Source organism: Bradyrhizobium sp. B117, assembly GCF_038969555.1.
GTDB lineage: Bacteria > Pseudomonadota > Alphaproteobacteria > Rhizobiales > Xanthobacteraceae > Bradyrhizobium.
In genome coordinates this window covers 1,046,866-1,064,524 of record NZ_CP152414.1, presented here as the reverse complement: position 1 = coordinate 1,064,524, position 17,659 = coordinate 1,046,866, and the positions used below count along the sequence as shown (strand labels likewise).

Sequence of the window (17,659 nt, the reverse complement as noted above, 5' to 3'; positions counted from 1 at the left end):
CACACCCGGAGGCCTCGACTAACCCTTCCGTGATGTCGGGGTTACGGCCGATCGTGCATTCCTGAAAACGTCGATGTGACCATCAATGGTATGACGATCACCATTCAAATGACGCCTGCCAATGACCAGAGGTGAACATGACCCGGCCCGAAACGTCTCCAAGCACAATCCGGCCACAACGCTTTCCACGACGCCGTCATGTCGCGGTGACCGCAGCGCTGTTTCTCGCCGCAACGTTCTGGTCAGCCGGAAGCGCGCGCGCTGCCGCGAATGACGCCGAGGCACGAGCCATCTTCGAAAGATTCATCACGGCGCAGAACGCGCATGATGCGGACGCGGTGAAGGCCATGCTCCTGAATTCGCCCGGCACGCTGCTGTTTGCCAGAGGCATCGAGACGCGCGGCCGCGATGACGTCGCGGCCCGGTTCAAGACCTATTACGAGGGTACCTGGCACCTCGAGCCCGACATGTCGAAATTCCACGTCGCCGTGCTCTCGGACGAGGTCATGCAGATCCTCGTCCCCATCGTTTTCACGCGCGCGCTTCCGGGCAAGCCGCCCCAGCAGAATACGTTTCTGATCAGCCAGACCTATGTTCAGGACGCCACCGGCTGGCACGTCGCCTCGATCATGCCGGTCGCGAATACGGAACTGAAATAGGCGGGGATCCCGCAAGCGGCGTCGTAGCCCGGGTGGCGCGCAGCGTAATCCGGCTACGTGCTTGTGCCGCTCAGCTGCGCAGCCGTCGCAACGCCCGGCCCTTGTGCAGGGCGACGTGGTCGGTCTTGTCGCTCTTGATCTCGTATTGCGGATCGTCCGGGCTCGCGTGGTGCGTGTAGCCCTTGTAGTCGACGTCCTCCGTGTGGACGCGCAGGATATGGCCGCGCACCCGGCCGGCCTCGGAATTCCAGCTGACGTGGTCGCCGCGCTTGAAGGTTTTTGTGGAGGCTTTCGGCATGGCGGAACAATGCCGGATGGCGTTCGGGCGTTCCAGGATACCGAGCAAGACGCCCCAGTCCGTCTACGCTCTCCGAGCTACGCCGGACACGCTTCTGCCCTTATTGGGGCGTGGCTGCGCCACGCGAAGCCTTTTGGCGAAGCGTGGTGGGCACGACAGGGATCGAACCTGTGACCCCTACCATGTCAAGGTAGTGCTCTCCCGCTGAGCTACGTGCCCTAAAAGTCCACTTACGTCGGGTGGGGTCCCTATAACGGCTCAAGGGAGCGTGCGCAAGGACGGAACGGGCCTGATTTAGGCCGCCAGCATCTTGTTCACTTCGCTGACCAATTCGCGCAGATGCACGGGCTTGGACAGCACCTTGGCGTTCTTGGGGGCGTCCGAATCCGAGTTCAGGGCGACCGCGGCAAAACCCGTGATGAACATGATCTTGATGTCGGGGTCGAGTTCCGAGGCCCGGCGGGCGAGCTCGATCCCGTCCATTTCCGGCATCACGATGTCGGTCAGCAGCATCTCGAACGGCTCTTCCCGGAGCCGCTGATAGGCGGCCATACCGTTGTCATGGGACGAGACCTGAAAACCGGCGTTTTCCAGCGCCTTGACCAGGAAACGGCGCATGTCGTTGTCGTCTTCGGCGAGCAGGATCTTTGGCATGGCAGGAAACGTCGAATCCCCAGAGGATATCAGCAGCAATCACTAAGCCCGACAGAGGGTAAATTTGTGGTGAAAATCTTAACCCGCGTCGGCTCGCACTGCCGGGCCTTTGTGAACCCGAACGGGCTGCGAATCAATCGAGCCGGTCGCGCCGATCCCCACCTCGATGCCCGCACGGTTAAGACAAGTTCCAGTGCCCGTCACATCTTTTCGCTTGGCAGAATGGTTGCGATTCCGGACAATGACGACACATAAGAGCCGCTCGACCGGCCGAATCATTCGATCCGGGGGCCCGGATCGTGCGGCGAAGGGACGAAGCCTGAGAAGATGACGCGGTTTGACGGCGAGGTGTCGCCAGCCTTCGAGATCGTGGAGCCCGCCGAATGGCGCGCGCCAGTCATCTTCAACTCGCCCCATTCCGGCTCGACCTATCCGGACGAATTCCTCAGCGCATCGCGGATCGACCTGACGACGCTGCGGCGGTCCGAAGATTCCTTCATGGACGAGCTGATCGGACATTTGAGCGCGCGCGGCTTTCCGACCGTGCGGGTCAACTTTCCCCGCTCCTATGTCGATGTCAATCGCGAGCCCTATGAGCTCGATCCCCGCATGTTCTCCGGCCGCCTGCCGAGCTTCGCCAACACCCGCTCGATGCGGGTCGCGGGCGGCCTAGGGACCATTCCGCGCGTGGTCGGCGACGGCCAGGAGATCTATCGCGAACGCATCCTGGTCGACGATGCGCTGGCGCGGATCGAGACGCTCTACAAGCCCTATCACCGCGCGCTGCGCCGGCTGATCAACAAGGTGCACCAGATGTTCGGCACCGTGGTGCTGGTCGACTGTCACTCGATGCCGTCGGTCGGCGTCAGCAGAGACGAGCCGCGCCGGCCCGACGTCGTGATCGGCGATCGCTACGGCACCAGTTGCACGCCGCTGTTGCCTGACAGGGTCGAGGAGACCCTGGGCGGGCTCGGCTATTCGATCGGCCGCAACAAGCCCTATGCTGGCGGCTTCATCACCGAGCATTACGGCAACCCCGCAAGCGGCCTGCATGCCGTGCAGCTCGAGCTCAATCGCGCGATCTACATGGACGAGCGGCGGCGCGAGCGCGGCCCGCGCTTTGCGCAAGTGGCGTCCGACTTCGGCGTGCTCGCCGACGTGCTGGCGACGACGATCCCGTTCGGCGATCTCGGCCCGTTCCAGGCCGCAGCGGAATAGACGACAGCTTTTTCTTCGAACGATCTCGCCGCGCGCGATGGGCGCGAACGCGTTTTCGCTTCGCCGCTTGCGCGCGCCAAAATGAAAATAGAGCGGCAAGAAAAAAGGGCCGCTTCTAATGAAGAAGCGGCCCAAGTCTAGGGAGGAAACGCCCAAGGAGGGCAGCGGTAACGCGAAGCGCTACCGCACCGCAACAATATGCGGCCGCGACGCACAAAGTGCAAGGGCTTTTGAGCCGTTTCCCATGCAATATGCACATGGCTCAATTGCTCTAAGAGAAACCCAGATTCAGTTTCTTTGATAAGGAATTTCAATGGGTTGATAGTCATTTGCATACGAACAAGGCATACTCGGAACTAAGTTTTCAACTCTGTGATCGATATTTGGCCAGCGGATGACTCGAATGAGGCGACGGCCCTCTGCATTCAAAATACCAGGGTGCAAATCAAGACAGCGCTGCACGCGAGAGGCGATTTGAGCTAGGCAGATGCAAGCTTCACCCCACTTTCGTTTTGAGGACACGCCGTGACGGTGATCGACTTCTCCGCCTTCATCGGACGGCTCGCCACCGCCTCCGGCGAAACCATCCTGCCGTTCTTCCGCACCTCGCTGTCGATCGACGACAAGAGCAAGACCAAGGATTTCGATCCCGTCACCGAGGCCGACCGCGCCGCCGAGGCGGTGATGCGGCGGCTGATCAAGGCCAGCTTCCCCCAGCACGGCATCGTCGGCGAGGAATTCGGCAATGAGCGCGAGGACGCCGACTATGTCTGGGTGCTCGATCCCATCGACGGCACGAAATCCTTCATCGGCGGCTTTCCGATCTGGGGCACGCTGATCGCGCTGCTGCACAAGGGCACGCCGGTCTACGGCATGATGCACCAGCCCTTCATCGGCGAACGCTTCTCCGGCGACAACGGCTCGGCCAATTACAAGGGTCCCTCCGGCGAGCGCCGGCTCCAGGTCCGCCGCTGTGCCTCGCTGTCGGAGGCGACCACCTACACCACCTCCCCGCTGCTGATGAACGAGCGCGATCGCGCCATTTTCGGCCGGATCGAGCAGGGCGCGCGGCTGTCGCGCTATGGCGGCGATTGCTATTCCTATTGCATGCTGGCGGCCGGCCATGTCGACCTCGTGGTCGAGACCGAGCTGAAACCTTACGACATCGCAGCCCTGATCCCGATCGTGACTGGCGCCGGCGGCGTCGTCACCACCTGGGAAGGCAAGCCGGCGCAGGGCGGTGGCCGCATCGTTGCCGCCGGCGATCCAAGAGTTCACGAAGAAGCCCTCAAGCTGCTCAACCAATAACAAACGCGAGCGGGAGGCTTGCATGACCATCTCACGCAGGCTGCTCGTTGAATTGGTCTTGGGACTGTTCCTGCTGCTGCCGTCCTTGGCATCGGCGCAGAATTTTCCCGCAAAACCGATCAAGCTGATCGTGCCGTTCCCGGCCGGCGGCCCCAACGACATCATCGCCCGCGTGATCGGCCAGCGCATGTCGGAACTGTCGGGCCAGCCGGTGCTGATCGACAATCGCGGCGGCCAGGGCGGCGTGCTCGGCACCGATGCGGTGTCCAAGGCCGCGCCCGACGGCTACACCATCGCGATCTCCTCGGCCGGCGCGCTCGCGATCAGCCCGAGCATGGAGCGCGTCGCCTACGACACGCAGGTCGACCTCACGCCGGTCACGCTGGTTGCGACCGTGCCGGAGATGCTGGTGGTCGCCACCAACGTGCCCGCAAAGGACATCGGCGAGCTGATCGCGCTCGCCAAGGCGCAGCCGGGAAAGCTCAACTTCGCCTCCTCCGGCCCCGGCAGCCTGCCGCATCTCGCCGGTGAATTGTTCAAGCTGACGGCGAAGATCGACATCGTGCACGTGCCCTATCGCGGCGCAGCTCCTGCGGTGAACGATCTCCTGGGCCAGCAGGTGCAGATGACGTTCCTCGATCTCCCCGTCTTGCTGCCGCAGGTCAAGGCCGGCGCGTTGAAGCCGATTGCCGTCGGATCAGTCGAGCGCGCCCCAACCGCGCCCGACGTGCCGACCACGAAGGAAGCGGGCTTTCCCGATCTGCGCATCGAGAACTGGTACGGCATGATGGAGCCCAAGGGCACGCCGAAGGAGATCGTCACCGCGCTGCATGGCCTCGCGACCAAGGCGATGGCGGATCCCGCGGTGAGAGAGAAGCTCGCGGCCCAAGGCGCGACGCTTGTTGGCGATGAGCCCGAGCATTTCCGGCAGTTCATCGCGGATGAGACCAGGAAGTGGGCGCAGGTGATCAAGGACGCCGGGGTGGAGACGGCGAAGTAGCGAAGCGATAGGCGAACGACCTCACAACACAACAGGTGCGTTCCCTCCCCCCTTGCGGGGGAGGGCTAGGGAGAGGGGTTCACACGGGGACTCCATCGATCGCGCAAAGAAACTTCTTCACGACAGTCACACCTTTTGCTGGGCCACCCCTCTCCCCCGCCCTCCCCCGCAAGGGGGGAGGGAGCGCAGTTGAGTTAGCGGCTATGACGCGGGCTCACGCCAGTTCGCGGCAACAGCCCCCTCACACGGCCTCTGCCCGCAAATGCTCCACCAGCATCTTGGCCGGGCGCGGCAGCGTCTTGAAGCTGCGCGCGCAGATCACGAGCTTGCGGTTGGCCCAGGCATCGCGCAGGCGGACCATGGCGAGCGGCATCAGCTTGGCGCAGCGGCGGGCGGCGGAGATCGGCACCAGGGCAACGCCGACGTCGGCGGCGACCATCTGGCAGATCGCGTCGAAATCGCGCATGCGCGCGCGATAATGCGGGCGCATGCCAAGCCGGGCGGCGTGCTTCGAAATGTGCATCTGGAGCGCGGTGGCGCTGGTGAGCCCGACGAAATCGCAAGCGCCCGCCTCCTGGAAATCGATCTGGCGGCGGCCCGCGAACGGGCCGCGCCGCGACGTCACCAGCGTCAAATGATCCTCGCTGAAGACGAAGCGCTCGATATGATCGGGCAGCGCGTGCTCGGCGGCGAAGCCGAGATCGGCGGCGCCCGCGGTGATCGCGGCCGCGATGTCGGTGCTTTCGCGCTCCTCGATGTCGACGGCGACATCGCAATGCTCGTGCAGGAATCCGGCCAGCGCCTTCGGAAGATGCTCCGACAGCCCCGAGGTATTGACCAGGAAATGCACGCTGGCGCGCACGCCGCTGGCAAAGCCGGCGAGATCGCCGCGCATGGCATCGATCTGATGGATGACGAGCCGCGCATGATCGAGCAGGCTTTCGCCGGCTGCGGTCAATTCGACGCCGCGACGCCCGCGCTTGAGCAGTGCCACCCCGAGCGCGTCCTCGAGCCCCTTGATGCGCGCGCTGGCGGAAGCCAAGGCGAGATGTGACCGCTCGGCCCCGCGGGTGATGCTGCGCTGGTCGGCGACCGCGATGAAGAGCTGGAGATCGACGAGATCAAAACGCATGGCAGGTCTCCAACCTTGTTGATTGAGCACGATCTTTCGGAAAACCGCTCCACATTTTTCCGGATCGCGCTCCAGACTTCGTAACCGACGAAGGCTATCTCCGTATCCTCCAGATTGTGCCGGGATGCAGCTTCGGTCAATGTGTCCGACATGATCGACCCGCTTCTCATCGTCATCGCCGCCGTGTTCCTGATCGCCGGATTCGTCAAGGGCGTGGTCGGGCTCGGCCTGCCGACCGTGTCCATGGGCCTGCTCGCGGTGAGCATGGCACCCAGCCGCGCGATCGCCATCGTGATCGTGCCCGCCATCGTCACCAACGTCTGGCAGACCTTTGTCGGCCCCCATTTGCGCGACATCCTGAAGCGGCTATGGCCGCTGATGATCGGCACCGTGATCGGCTGCTGGCTCAATGCCGGCGCGCTCACCGGCCCCCATGCGCGCTACGGCACCGTGGTGCTTGGCGTTCTCCTGGTGATCTACGCGATCATCGGTCTCAGCAAATTCCAGTTCCGCGTCGCCCCGCAGAACGAGAAATGGGTCGGCGGCGTGGTCGGCGTGATCACCGGCGTGATCTCGGCCTCGACGGGCGTGCAGGTGATCCCCTCGATGCCGTTCATGCAGGCGATCGGCATGGAGAAGGACGAGCTGGTGCAGGCGCTCGGCGTGTTCTTCACGACGGCGACATTGGCGCTCGCCTTCAATCTCACCGCTGGCGGATTGCTGACGCCGGCCAATGCCGCGCCGGGCACCGTCGCGATGGCGATGGCCTTTGCCGGCATGTTCATCGGCCAGTCGGTGCGGGCGCGGATGCCGGCCGAAGCGTTCCGCCGCTGGTTTTTGATCGCGATGATTTTGCTGGGGCTGTATCTCGCCGGCAGCGCGCTGGTGAAAGAGTTCGTCTAAGGGAAGAACGTAGGGTGGGCAAAGCGAAGCGTGCCCACCACCTTTATCGAAATCGGAAGGATGGTGGGCACGGCGCTTTGCGCCTTCGCCCACCCTACGCAGCTCATATCATTCGTTCGAACGAGCTACCGCGTCTCCAGCATGGCGACGCGGATGCCGAGATAGATGAAGAGGCCGCCGAGCGCGCGGTTGACCCAGGCGATCGCGCCTTCGGAGCTGCGCAAGCGGTGCGCGGCCTTGGCCGCGAACGCCGCCAGCACCAGGCACCACAGCGTTCCCGTGGAGATGAAGATCAGGCCGAGCGTCAGGAAGGCGAGCGGCTTGTGGGCTGAATCGGCTGCGACGAATTGCGGCAGGAAGGCCAGGAAGAACAGCGCGACCTTGGGATTGAGCGCATTGGTGAAGACGCCCTGGAGGAACACAAGTCGCAGCGAGCTCCGCGCCGGCTCGTCGATGGCCGGCGCCAGCGCCGGACGCGACCACAGCATCTGAAGCCCGGTGACGATGAGATAGGCCGCGCCGACCAGCTTCAGGATCGAAAACGCGGTGGATGAGGCCATCAGCAAGGCCGAAAGGCCGATCGCGGCGCCCGCGACGTGGAAAAAGCAGCCGCAGCTGATGCCGAGCGCGGCCGCGGCGCCACCCCGCCAGCCCATCTGCATGCTGCGGCCGATCACATAGACGGTATCCGGCCCCGGCGTGATGTTGAGCAATATGCCCGACAAGATGAAGAGCCAGATCTCGTGAATGCCCAGCATGTGAGGTGCCCGCCCGACCGCCTGCGACAAAGGATGGGCATAATCGGTTCGCCAGCCGGCGTCCACCGCCGGCATGCGTCAAATTTACCTCGAATTTGCAATGCGGATCATACTTTCGCTCGGCCGCATCTGTTCTATAAAGGCAGGGTTCTTGAAATGCGGGATTCGAGGCGACTGCCACGCCGTGGCCGGTCCTCGACCCCTTGGAGCTCCGGGGATATGGAAAGACGTCTGGCCGCCATCGTCTGCGCCGATGTCGCCGGCTATTCGCGCATGATGGGCAGCGACGAGGCCGGCACCCATGCCGCCTTCAAGGCCCATCGCAGCGCGATTCATCCCATTATCCTCAATCACGGCGGCCGCGTCGTCAAAAACACCGGCGACGGCTTCCTGCTGGAATTCGCCTCGATCGTCGGCGCCACTGAGGCCGCGATCGCGATGCAGACGCTGATGGCGGAGCGCAACCACCATCTGCCGGCCGACCGCGCCATGCAATTCCGCCTCGGCATCCACATGGGCGATGTCATCGCCGACGAGGACGAGGTCTTCGGCGACGACGTCAACATCGCCGTTCGCCTCGAAGCGGTGGCGAGCCCCGGCGGCTTCGCGATCTCGGCCAAGGCCTACAGAGAGGCGAGCAAGCATCTCCAGGTGCCGCTGACCGATGCCGGCAACCATCGCTTCAAGAACATCAAGGACTCGGTCGGGGTCTTCACCTGGACGCCCGAGAACGCACCGGCGCTCGTCCCCGAGGTGCGGGAGGCGTCCGTCCTGTCGCAGCAGTACCGCACCGCGATCGTCGGCGTGCTGCCCTTCGCCAATCTCAGCGACGCCCAGGACGAATATTTCTCCGACGGCCTGACCGAGGACCTGATCCACGCGCTGGCGCTGCAATCGTTCTATCGCGTGCTGAGCCGCAATTCGACCTTCGCCTTCAAGGGCAAGAATGTCTCGACCCGCCTGATCGCGCGCGAGATCGACGCCACCTATCTGATCCAGGGCTCGGTACGGCGCGCCGGCGCAAAAATCCGCGTCACCGCCGAGCTGATCGCGCCGGAGACCGGCGAGCAGCTCTGGACCGGCCGCTACGACCGCGACATCGGCGACCTCTTCGCGATGCAAGACGAGATCACCACCAACCTGTCCGCCGCCATCGCCACCGAGATCGTCCGCGCGGAAGCCTCGGCGCCGGCGCGGCCCTCCACCGACGTGACCGCCTGGGACCGCTTCCTCAAGGGGCTGTCGCATTACTATCGGCAGACCAAGGAGGACCTCGCCACCGCCGTCGACCTGTTCCGGGAGGCCATCAGGCTCGATCCCAAACTGTCGATCGCGCACGCCTATCTCGCCACGATCCAGATCCAGAGCATCCAGTTCGGCTGGGTCAAAGGCACGCGCGAGATGTGGGCCGAGGCGATGAACCTCGCCGAGACCAGCGTCCGGCTCGACCCGCGTTCCTCCTTTGCGTTCTCGATCCTGTCCTGGGCGCATGCGATGGAAGGCCATTACGAGGCCGCGATGGACGCCGCCAAGCGCGCGGTCGCACTCAATCCCTACGACATGGGCGCGCGCGGCGTGCTCGGCATCTGCCATTTCGTCATCGGCGAGCACCGCGAGGCGATCGAGCTGTTCTCGATGGCCGCCCAACGCGACAACAGCGACCCGCGCTATCAATGGGCCGCGCTGAACGCCTTCAGCCATTATCTGTTGAGACAATACGACGCGACGCTGTCATGGGCCCGCGAGCAGCTCTACATCAACCCGAACCACATGCAGGCGCTGGCGATCCGCGCCGCGGCGCTGGCACAGTTGCGCCGGGACGATGAGGCCGCGGAGGCCACCGCCGTGCTGATGACCAATTACCCGACCCTGAATGTCGACCGTCACCTGCGCAACTTCCACTGGAAGCGGCCCGAGGACCTCGCCCATTACCGCGAGGGGCTCCTGAATGCGGGCGTGCCGCTGGGCAAGCTGACCCTGGTCCAGAGCGACGTCAAACGCGCCGCCGAGTCCTGAAAAGGCAGGCGGCGGCCGCTTGCGATCCCCTCAGGGTTTTCCCCGACCACGCGCCTGGGCCGTGTTGACACGACAGTGAATTCGGACACACTTCGCCACACGCTGAAGTAGTATAGTGTGCTGCCGGTTTGTTAGGACTTTTCGCGCTCTATCGGCGCGCGTCATTTCACGATTCGCTGTTTTCAGGATTTGGGCCATGCACGACCCCGCTTCGAAGCCGCCCTTCGACCCCTCGATCCCAGTCTCGCCGGACAATCCCTGCCCGTTTCTGCGCGGCCTCGTCGGCGAAGGTTTTGTCGAGGGCGGGACCGTCCCGCTCAACATGCTGTCGCAGACCATCGCGAATGCGAGCGGCGAGACCGGGCTGAAGAAGATCTGGGCCCGCATCCAGGTCCGCGGCGTCGCGACGATCGCCAACGGTTTCAGTCACATCCTGAAAAGCATCTGGTCCGGCCCGCAGCTCGACGCGCTGCGCGGTGGCCCGCTGGACAAGCTGGGCGCCGGCTCGCGCATCCTCGGTGTCGACGGCAAGGTCAACGAGGACGAGATCGCGCGCCTCCAGAGCTTCGGCCGGATCTACACCGATCCGAACACCGGCGTCAGCGAGCCCGGCCTCAACGCCGCGGAAATCAAGACTTTCATGCACGACAATCTCGAGCGCGCCGGCAGCGCTGCGCGCTGGTACTACCCGGTGCTGATGCAGTTCGAATGGCCCGTCCTGCTGAAGATCATGGGCAAGGGCAAGGTCGACGGCAAGAAGACGGAGCTCTATCTCAGCGTGGCCGAGGTGCGCACGCTGTTCAACGAGCGCAAATTCCCCGAGCGGATCACCCAGCGGATCGTGTCACAGCCGCTGCTGTCATCCTGCGCCCTCAGGTTTCGCTGGGCTCTTGGGATCGCGGGCATCGTCCTCGCCGCCGCTCTCGTCGCGCTCGTTGCGGTGGCCGAATTCCCCAACCAGGTCCGCGCCATGCTGCCGCAGAAGGGAATCCTCGCGCAGCTCCTGCCGCCGCCCCTCCCCGCAGTGCCGGACACGAAGGCCGCGTTCTGGCTCGAGCAAAACTGGTCGCTGAAGGACCGGCACTGGTTTCACCATGCGAGCCAGGGCACTGCGACCTTCCCGATACCCTATGAGTGGTTCGTGGCGCTGGAGCAGCCGCGCCTGCGTCTGTTCTCGAAGCCGGGCATGATGAAGGACAGCGCCTATCTCGAAAGTTTCGGCTTCATCCCGAGCCCGCAGTCGGTCCAGACCGACGCGACGACGCTGCGCCGCTTCGGCTACGCCAATGTCTATGACACGACGCAGGCGCCGGACTGGTCGACGCGATGGACGCCGGCCGAGAACGTCGACGGCCTGCCGGTCGGCTTTGCACGGATGACCGGCGTCGTCGATCCCGCGAGCGGCCGACGCGAGGAGGACAAGATCGGGCTGACCTGCGCGGCGTGTCACACCGGCCAGATCCATTACCAGGGCATCGACGTCCGCTTCGACGGCGGCCCGGCCATGACCGACTTGAAGAAGCTCGAGCTCTCGACCGGCCTGTCGATCGCCTACACGCTCTACGTCCCGTTCCGCTTCGACCGCTTCGCCGATCGCGTGCTCGGCGCCGACGCCGGCAAGGCGGATCGCGACGCGCTCAAGCAGAAGCTCAGCGCGATCGGCAAGTTCCTGATTGGCTGGCAGGAGAAGTACAACGAGACGATCGAAGGCAAGAAGACCTGGGACGGCAGGCAGCAGAAGGACACCGAGGAAGGGTTCGGCCGCCTCGACGCCCTCAATCGCATCGGCAACCAGGTCTTCTCGCAGGATCTCGCGCTGAGCGGGCTCAAGGGATTCGAGAAGAACCTGCACGCCCAGGACGCCCCGGTGAGCTATCCCCCGATCTGGACCGTGCCGTGGTTCAAGTTCGCGCAATACGACGCCTCGATCGAGCAGCCGCTGATCCGCAACGCCGGCGAAGCGCTCGGCGTGACGGCCCTGCTCAACCTGTCCGACGCCTATCCCGGCGACAGGATTTGGCGGTCCTCGGTTCACGTCAACACGCTCGGCTGGATCGAGGACATGCTGAGGGGTCCCGATCCCTTCAAGTCGGCCGATGCCGCCACCGGTCCGAAATTCGGCGGCCTGCTGTCGCCGAAATGGCCGTCGCAAATCCTCGGCGATGCCTGGCGGATCGACAGGGACAAGGCCGAGAAGGGCCGCAAGATCTACGCCGAGATGTGTTCGGGATGCCATCTGCCGGCGATCGACACCCCGGCGTTCTGGTCGTCAGGACGCTGGGAGCCGAGCGGCGACAGCAAGGTGCTGAACGCGGTCACGATTCCCCTCAAGGAGATCAACACCGACCCCGAGCAGACGCTCGTGCTCAGCAACAGGATCATCGACGTGCCCGGCTTCCTGAAGGTCAATACGGCCGACCTGCAGACATGGTGGCAATGCGATGTCCCGACCGCGAGCGCCTCGCCCAACGAGATGGTCTATGCGCTCGGCCTGATGACGGTGGTCGATCTCGTCGCCCGCAAATGGATGGACGACGAGAAGCTGTCGGACGCCGAGCGGGCGAAGCTGTGGAATCTCGCCCGCAAGAACTGCCTCAACCCGGCGGGGGGAGCACGCTATCGCGCGCGCCCGCTGAACGGCATCTGGGCGACGGCGCCCTATTTGCACAACGGTTCGGTGCCTTCGCTGTACTGGCTGCTGAAGCCGCAGAACGAACGCCCGACCAAATTCTGCATGGGCCGCCGCGACTATGATCCCGTGACCGTCGGCTTCGCCGTCACCGCCGACGAGCGCTGCAAGACGGGTGAGACGCAGTTCTCGATGACCGGATCGGACGGCAAGCCGATCCAGGGCAACAGCGCGCTCGGCCATTCGTTCGAGCTCAGGGACGGCGAGCCGCGACGCGACGGCGTGATCGGCCGCATGTTCAAGGACGACGACGAACGCTATCAGCTGATCGAGTATCTGAAGACGCTGTGAGCTGATGTGCCCGGGCATTGTCCCGGGCACGACGGCGATAGGACTACGCCACGCCCGCGCGCAGCAGGTCGTGCAGATGCACGATGCCGACCACCTTGTCGGCCTCGGTCACGACCAGCGTCGTGATCTTGCTTGTGTTCAGCACCTCGATCATTTCGGTCGCGAGCATCGAGGGCGGCACGGTCTTGGGCTGCTTCGTCATGATGTCGTCGACCGAAACCGTCAGCAGATCGGGGCGCATGTGACGGCGCAGGTCGCCGTCGGTGATGATGCCCGCGATGGCGCCGGCCTCATCGACGATACAGACGCAGCCAAGACCCTTGGCCGACATCTCGACCACGGCCTCCGACATCTCGGTGCCGAGCGGCTTGACCGGGATCTCCGCGCCGGTGCGCATGTAGTCGCGGACGAATTTCAGCATCGCCCCCAGCTTGCCACCCGGGTGGAAATGCGCGAATTCCAGCGCGGTGAAGCCGCGGCCTTCGAGCAGCGCGATCGCGATGGCGTCGCCGATCGCGGCCTGCATCAGCGTCGAGGTGGTCGGCGCCAGATTGTGCGGGCAGGCCTCCCGTGCTTTCGGCAGCTCGATCACGATGTCGGCGGCCTGCCCGAGCGAGGACGCGGCGTTCGACGTCACCGCGATCATCGGGATGGCAAACCGCGCCGAATAGTTGACGAGGTTCTTCAACTCCGGCTGCTCGCCGGACCAGGACAGCGCCATGATGACGTCGTCGGGCGTGATCATGCCGAGATCGCCATGGCCGGCTTCGGCGGCGTGGACGAAGAAAGCCGGCGTGCCGGTGGAGGCGAGCGTCGCTGCAATCTTGCGCCCGATATGGCCGGACTTGCCGAGCCCGGTGACGACGACGCGGCCCTCGGCCTGGCGGATCAGATCGACGGCCGCCGCGAAGGTCGTGCTTAACGGGCCGCGCAGCGCCGCCGAGAGTGCGTTGATGCCTGCGCTGCCTGTCTCCAGGGTGCGGAGCGCGGATTCGACGCTGGCGGGGGCGGAGCCGGATGATTGGGTCATCAGCGGTTTCGAACTCGGCATGATCAGGTCCAAGGAAGGGGTGGGCGTTCGCCCGTTGCCGCCTGCTTAGCACGCCCGGGCGGGTGACGCGACGCGGCCGCAAATGCCCTCAACCGGTCATTAACCATAATTGTTTTAAGTCCATTAACGATGGTTCCCGCCGTCCGGCGGGGGCAATCGTGAAAGTGCTTGATTTCGTTGGAGTTATTCCATCGTGGGGTCGCCTCCAGGTAGAGGCCGGGGCAGCTGCGCATACGCTTTCCGCGCCGCTTTGCCATGCCTGCTGCTGACCGCGCTGGAAAGCGCGCCCGCGGCCGCCCAGAGCCTCACGCCCGACCTGTTCAATCCCAACCGCGGCGGCTTCGTCGCGCCCGACACGCTGCCGACCCGCCGCACGGCGGGCGTGCCGCAGGCCCCCTCAGACGCGCTGCCGACGCTGCCCGATCCGGGTGCCGATCCGCGCAAGCGCCAGCAGACGCCAGCGCCTTCGCGCCTCGGCCAAAACACAGCCGGTCAGGTCCCGACCTACGGCCTGCCGGCCGCGAACGGCGCGAGCGGCTCGGGCTATGACTCGCTCAATCGCAAGCGGCAGCAGCCAAAACTCTATCCCGGCCAGGCCAAGCCGAAGCGCCCGCTCGGCCCCGGCTCGCCGCCCCCACCCGCAACGCCGGTGACGACGCTCGGCCCGCCGCGCATTGCGCCGCCGCCGTCCGAGACCGCGCACAAGACGCCGGTCGCCCCGGCGATGGCCGGCAACGTGCCGGGCCAGCCGCTGCGCCGCCGCCTCAAGGCCGATGACGACGCCTTCAGTGCGGTCGGCGATTATGCCGGCAGCTTCCTGATCAGGGGCGGGCTCGAGCTCTCCGCCGGCTACGACACCAATCCGGCACGCCTGAACAAGCCGGTGGGCTCGCCGGTCTACGTCGTCGCACCCGACCTTCTTGTCCAGTCCGACTGGGAGCGCCACGCGCTGGTCGCGGATCTGCGCGGCTCGTTCTCGGGCTACACCAACAACATGCCGGCGACGATCGACGGCTTTGCCTCGCCCTCGCCGGTCGAGGTCGACCGGCCCGATTTCACCGGCCATGTCGACGGCCGCCTCGACGTCGACCGCGATTTCAAGCTGACCTCGCAGCTGCGCCTGCGGCTCGCCACCGACAATCCAGGCAGCCCGAACGTGCAGGCCGGCCTGCAAAAATATCCTGTCTACGCCGCCTACGGCACGACGCTCGGCTTCGACCAGACCTTCAACCGTTTCCAGGTCGCCGCCGGCGCCACCGTCGACCGCACCGCCTACACGGATTCGAAGCTCACCGACGGCTCGACCTTCAGCAACAACGATCGCGACTTCAACCAGTATGGCGGCGTCGGGCGCTTCTCCTACGATCTCAAGCCGGGCCTGAAGCCGTTCGTCGAGATCGAGGGCGACACCCGCGTGCACGACCAGGCCGCCGACCGCAACGGCTACTTCCGCGATTCAAACGGTGGCTACGCCAAGGTCGGCTCCTCCTTCGAGTTCTCGCGCATCCTCATCGGCGAGATCTCGGTCGGTTATTCCGCGCGCAACTATGTCGACCCGCGCCTCAGCCAGCTCGCGGGCTTCCTCACCGCGGGCTCGCTGATCTGGAATGCGAGCGGCCTAACCACGGTGAAATTCGCCACCGACACGCAGATCGCCGAGACCACCGTCCCCGGCTCCTCCGGCGTGCTGGTGCACACCTACGCCGCCGAAGTCGACCACGACTTCCGCCGCTGGCTCACCGCGGTCGGCAAATTCACCTACGGCACCTACGACTACCAGAACCAGGGCCGCAACGACAAAACCTACTCGCTCGAAGGCAACCTGATCTACAAGCTCAACCGCAACATCTGGGTCAAGGGCACGCTGCGGCACGACATCCTGGATTCGAACCAGGCGGGATCGAGCTCGCAGGGGACTGTGATGATGGTGGGGGTGAGGCTGCAGAATTAGCGCTGCTTGCCTGCGCGTCTACTCAGGCGAGGCGCGTGGGCGCGGCTCTCTCCGCTGGTCATTCCGGGGCGCGCCACTTGGCGCGAACCCGGAATCCATCGGGCCTCAGGGTTTGTGGATGAATGGATTCCGGGCTCGCGCTTCGCGCGCCCCGGAATGACTGCACCTAGCGCGGCAGATCCGTCTTCCCCATCAGGAACGTGTCGATCGACCGCGCGCACAGCCGGCCTTCACGGATCGCCCACACCACCAGCGACTGGCCGCGGCGCATGTCGCCGGCGGAGAACACGTTCGGACGCGAGGTCTGGTAGTCCAGCGTGTTGGCCTTGACGTTGCCGCGCGGGTCGAGGTCGACCGCGAGCTGCTTCAAGAGGCCTTCGTGCACGGGGTGCACGAAGCCCATCGCGAGCAGCACGAGCTCGGCGTCGAGCTCGAACTCGGTGCCGGCGATCGGCTTGAACTTGTCGTCGACGCGGACGCAGTGCAGCTTCTTGACCTTGCCGTTCTCGCCGGAAAACTTCTGGGTCAGTACGGCGAATTCGCGGATGGCGCCTTCGGCCTGGCTGGAGGAGGTGCGCATCTTCAGCGGCCAGTTCGGCCAGGTCAGGCCCTTGTTCTCGCGCTCGGGCGGGGCGGGCATGATCTCGAGCTGGGTCACCGACAGCGCGCCCTGACGCATCGAGGTGCCGATGCAGTCAGATCCGGTGTCGCCGCCGCCGATGACGACGACATGCTTGCCGCTGGCGAGGATGTCGGCGGTGCCGCCCAGCGGCTCATTTGAGACGCGGCGGTTCTGCTGCGGCAGGAAGTCCATGGCGTAGTGGATGCCGTCGAGCTCGCGGCCGGGGATCGGCAGATCGCGCGGGGCTTCCGCACCGCCGGTCAGCGCGATCGCGTCATACTCGTTGAGCATCTCGCGCGGATCGACGTTGCCGTCAGCGCCGACATGGCTGTTGTAATGGAAGGTGACGCCTTCGCCTTCCATCTGCTTGACGCGGCGGTCGATGACGCCCTTCTCCATCTTGAAGTCGGGGATGCCGTAACGCAGCAGGCCGCCGGCCTTGGCGTACTTCTCGAACAGGTGCACGTCGTGGCCGGCGCGCGCGAGCTGCTGCGCGCAGGCCATGCCGGCCGGACCCGAGCCGATCACGGCGACCTTCTTGCCGGTCTTCTCGGCGGCGACCTCGGGCTTCAGCCAGCCATTGTCCCAGGCGCGGTCGACGATCGCGCATTCGATGGTCTTGATGGTGACCGGGTTGTCGTCGATGTTGAGCGTGCAGGACGCTTCGCACGGCGCCGGGCAGATGCGGCCGGTGAACTCGGGGAAATTGTTGGTCGAGTGCAGGTTGCGCGAGGCTTCTTCCCAATTGCCCTGATAGACGAGGTCGTTCCAGTCGGGGATCTGGTTGTTGACCGGGCAGCCCGGCGTGCCGGGCGCGACCGAGCCGGTGCCGTGGCAATAGGGAATGCCGCAATTCATGCAGCGCGCGGCCTGGTCGCGCACTTCCTTCTCGCTCAAGGGAACGACGAACTCGTTGTAATGCTTCACGCGCTCGGTGACCGGAGTGTACTTGCGGTCATGCCGTTCGATTTCCAGAAAACCCGTGATCTTGCCCATTAAACCCGAAGTCCCTGCCGCTTAGTTTTCTTTCCGTCGTTCCGGGATGCGCGCGCGGCGCGCAGACCCGGAACCTGGAGGTTATCTTTGCGAGATTCCGGGTTCGCGCATTG

General features: G+C 64.9%; 14 protein-coding genes and 1 tRNA gene. 8 read left to right on the top strand and 7 right to left on the bottom strand.

Annotated elements, in window-relative coordinates:
- The first annotated feature begins 137 nt into the window (after nt 1–137).
- Nucleotides 138–659 carry a DUF4440 domain-containing protein gene (locus tag AAFG16_RS05150; protein WP_342737785.1) on the top strand — a complete coding sequence of 174 codons (522 nt, stop codon included), beginning with the start codon at nt 138–140 and terminating at the stop codon, nt 657–659.
- Nucleotides 660–729: 70 nt separating this feature from the next.
- Here the strand turns inward: AAFG16_RS05150 and AAFG16_RS05145 are convergent, their stop codons facing one another.
- The 3 genes from AAFG16_RS05145 to AAFG16_RS05135 form a co-directional block, all read right to left on the bottom strand.
- Complete coding sequence (locus AAFG16_RS05145; RefSeq protein ID WP_342737783.1) at nt 730–957, bottom strand: DUF2945 domain-containing protein; 228 nt, start codon at nt 955–957, stop codon at nt 730–732.
- A gap of 144 nt (nt 958–1,101) precedes the next feature.
- Nucleotides 1,102–1,176 (bottom strand) — tRNA-Val (locus tag AAFG16_RS05140).
- A 75-nt stretch (nt 1,177–1,251) separates the two neighbouring features.
- Entirely contained in the window at nt 1,252–1,611 is a 360-nt protein-coding gene (locus AAFG16_RS05135) for a response regulator (protein WP_007597092.1), read from the bottom strand.
- A 327-nt stretch (nt 1,612–1,938) separates the two neighbouring features.
- Between AAFG16_RS05135 and AAFG16_RS05130 the strand changes: the two genes are divergently transcribed.
- From AAFG16_RS05130 to AAFG16_RS05120, 3 genes are all read left to right on the top strand, one after another.
- A complete protein-coding gene (locus AAFG16_RS05130; protein WP_342737781.1) occupies nt 1,939–2,829 on the top strand; it encodes an N-formylglutamate amidohydrolase in 891 nt (296 codons plus the stop codon).
- Between the two features lie 525 nt (nt 2,830–3,354).
- Complete coding sequence (gene hisN / locus AAFG16_RS05125) at nt 3,355–4,137, top strand: histidinol-phosphatase (RefSeq protein WP_342737779.1); 783 nt, start codon at nt 3,355–3,357, stop codon at nt 4,135–4,137.
- Nucleotides 4,138–4,159: 22 nt separating this feature from the next.
- The gene (locus tag AAFG16_RS05120; RefSeq protein ID WP_342737777.1) at nt 4,160–5,137 is read left to right on the top strand and encodes a tripartite tricarboxylate transporter substrate binding protein; all 978 of its coding nucleotides are present in this window, start codon (nt 4,160–4,162) and stop codon (nt 5,135–5,137) included.
- Between the two features lie 241 nt (nt 5,138–5,378).
- Here AAFG16_RS05120 and AAFG16_RS05115 read toward each other — a convergent pair whose 3' ends face one another.
- Nucleotides 5,379–6,269, bottom strand: a complete 891-nt coding sequence (locus AAFG16_RS05115) for a LysR substrate-binding domain-containing protein (RefSeq protein WP_342737775.1) — start codon at nt 6,267–6,269, stop codon at nt 5,379–5,381.
- Between the two features lie 150 nt (nt 6,270–6,419).
- On the opposite strand from AAFG16_RS05115, the gene AAFG16_RS05110 reads away from it, so the two are divergent.
- Nucleotides 6,420–7,172 (top strand): sulfite exporter TauE/SafE family protein, encoded by a 753-nt coding sequence (locus tag AAFG16_RS05110; RefSeq protein ID WP_342737773.1) that lies wholly within the window; start codon nt 6,420–6,422, stop codon nt 7,170–7,172.
- Nucleotides 7,173–7,297: 125 nt separating this feature from the next.
- Here AAFG16_RS05110 and AAFG16_RS05105 read toward each other — a convergent pair whose 3' ends face one another.
- The gene (locus AAFG16_RS05105; protein WP_283083798.1) at nt 7,298–7,930 is read right to left on the bottom strand and encodes a LysE family translocator; all 633 of its coding nucleotides are present in this window, start codon (nt 7,928–7,930) and stop codon (nt 7,298–7,300) included.
- Nucleotides 7,931–8,149: 219 nt separating this feature from the next.
- Between AAFG16_RS05105 and AAFG16_RS05100 the strand changes: the two genes are divergently transcribed.
- Nucleotides 8,150–9,946, top strand: coding sequence for a tetratricopeptide repeat protein (locus AAFG16_RS05100; protein ID WP_342737771.1), 1,797 nt, complete (start codon nt 8,150–8,152; stop codon nt 9,944–9,946).
- Nucleotides 9,947–10,142: 196 nt separating this feature from the next.
- Complete coding sequence (locus tag AAFG16_RS05095) at nt 10,143–12,926, top strand: di-heme-cytochrome C peroxidase (RefSeq protein WP_342737769.1); 2,784 nt, start codon at nt 10,143–10,145, stop codon at nt 12,924–12,926.
- A gap of 43 nt (nt 12,927–12,969) precedes the next feature.
- On the opposite strand, the gene AAFG16_RS05090 is transcribed toward AAFG16_RS05095, so the two are convergent.
- Nucleotides 12,970–13,977: a KpsF/GutQ family sugar-phosphate isomerase gene (locus AAFG16_RS05090; protein ID WP_342737767.1), complete on the bottom strand. Its 1,008-nt coding sequence runs from the start codon at nt 13,975–13,977 to the stop codon at nt 12,970–12,972.
- 193 nt (nt 13,978–14,170) lie between these two features.
- On the opposite strand from AAFG16_RS05090, the gene AAFG16_RS05085 reads away from it, so the two are divergent.
- On the top strand, nt 14,171–15,928 hold the full coding sequence (locus AAFG16_RS05085) for an outer membrane beta-barrel protein (protein WP_342737765.1): 1,758 nt from the start codon (nt 14,171–14,173) through the stop codon (nt 15,926–15,928).
- A gap of 166 nt (nt 15,929–16,094) precedes the next feature.
- Here AAFG16_RS05085 and AAFG16_RS05080 read toward each other — a convergent pair whose 3' ends face one another.
- Nucleotides 16,095–17,546 (bottom strand): glutamate synthase subunit beta, encoded by a 1,452-nt coding sequence (locus AAFG16_RS05080; RefSeq protein WP_342737763.1) that lies wholly within the window; start codon nt 17,544–17,546, stop codon nt 16,095–16,097.
- Between the last annotated feature and the right edge of the window lie 113 nt (nt 17,547–17,659).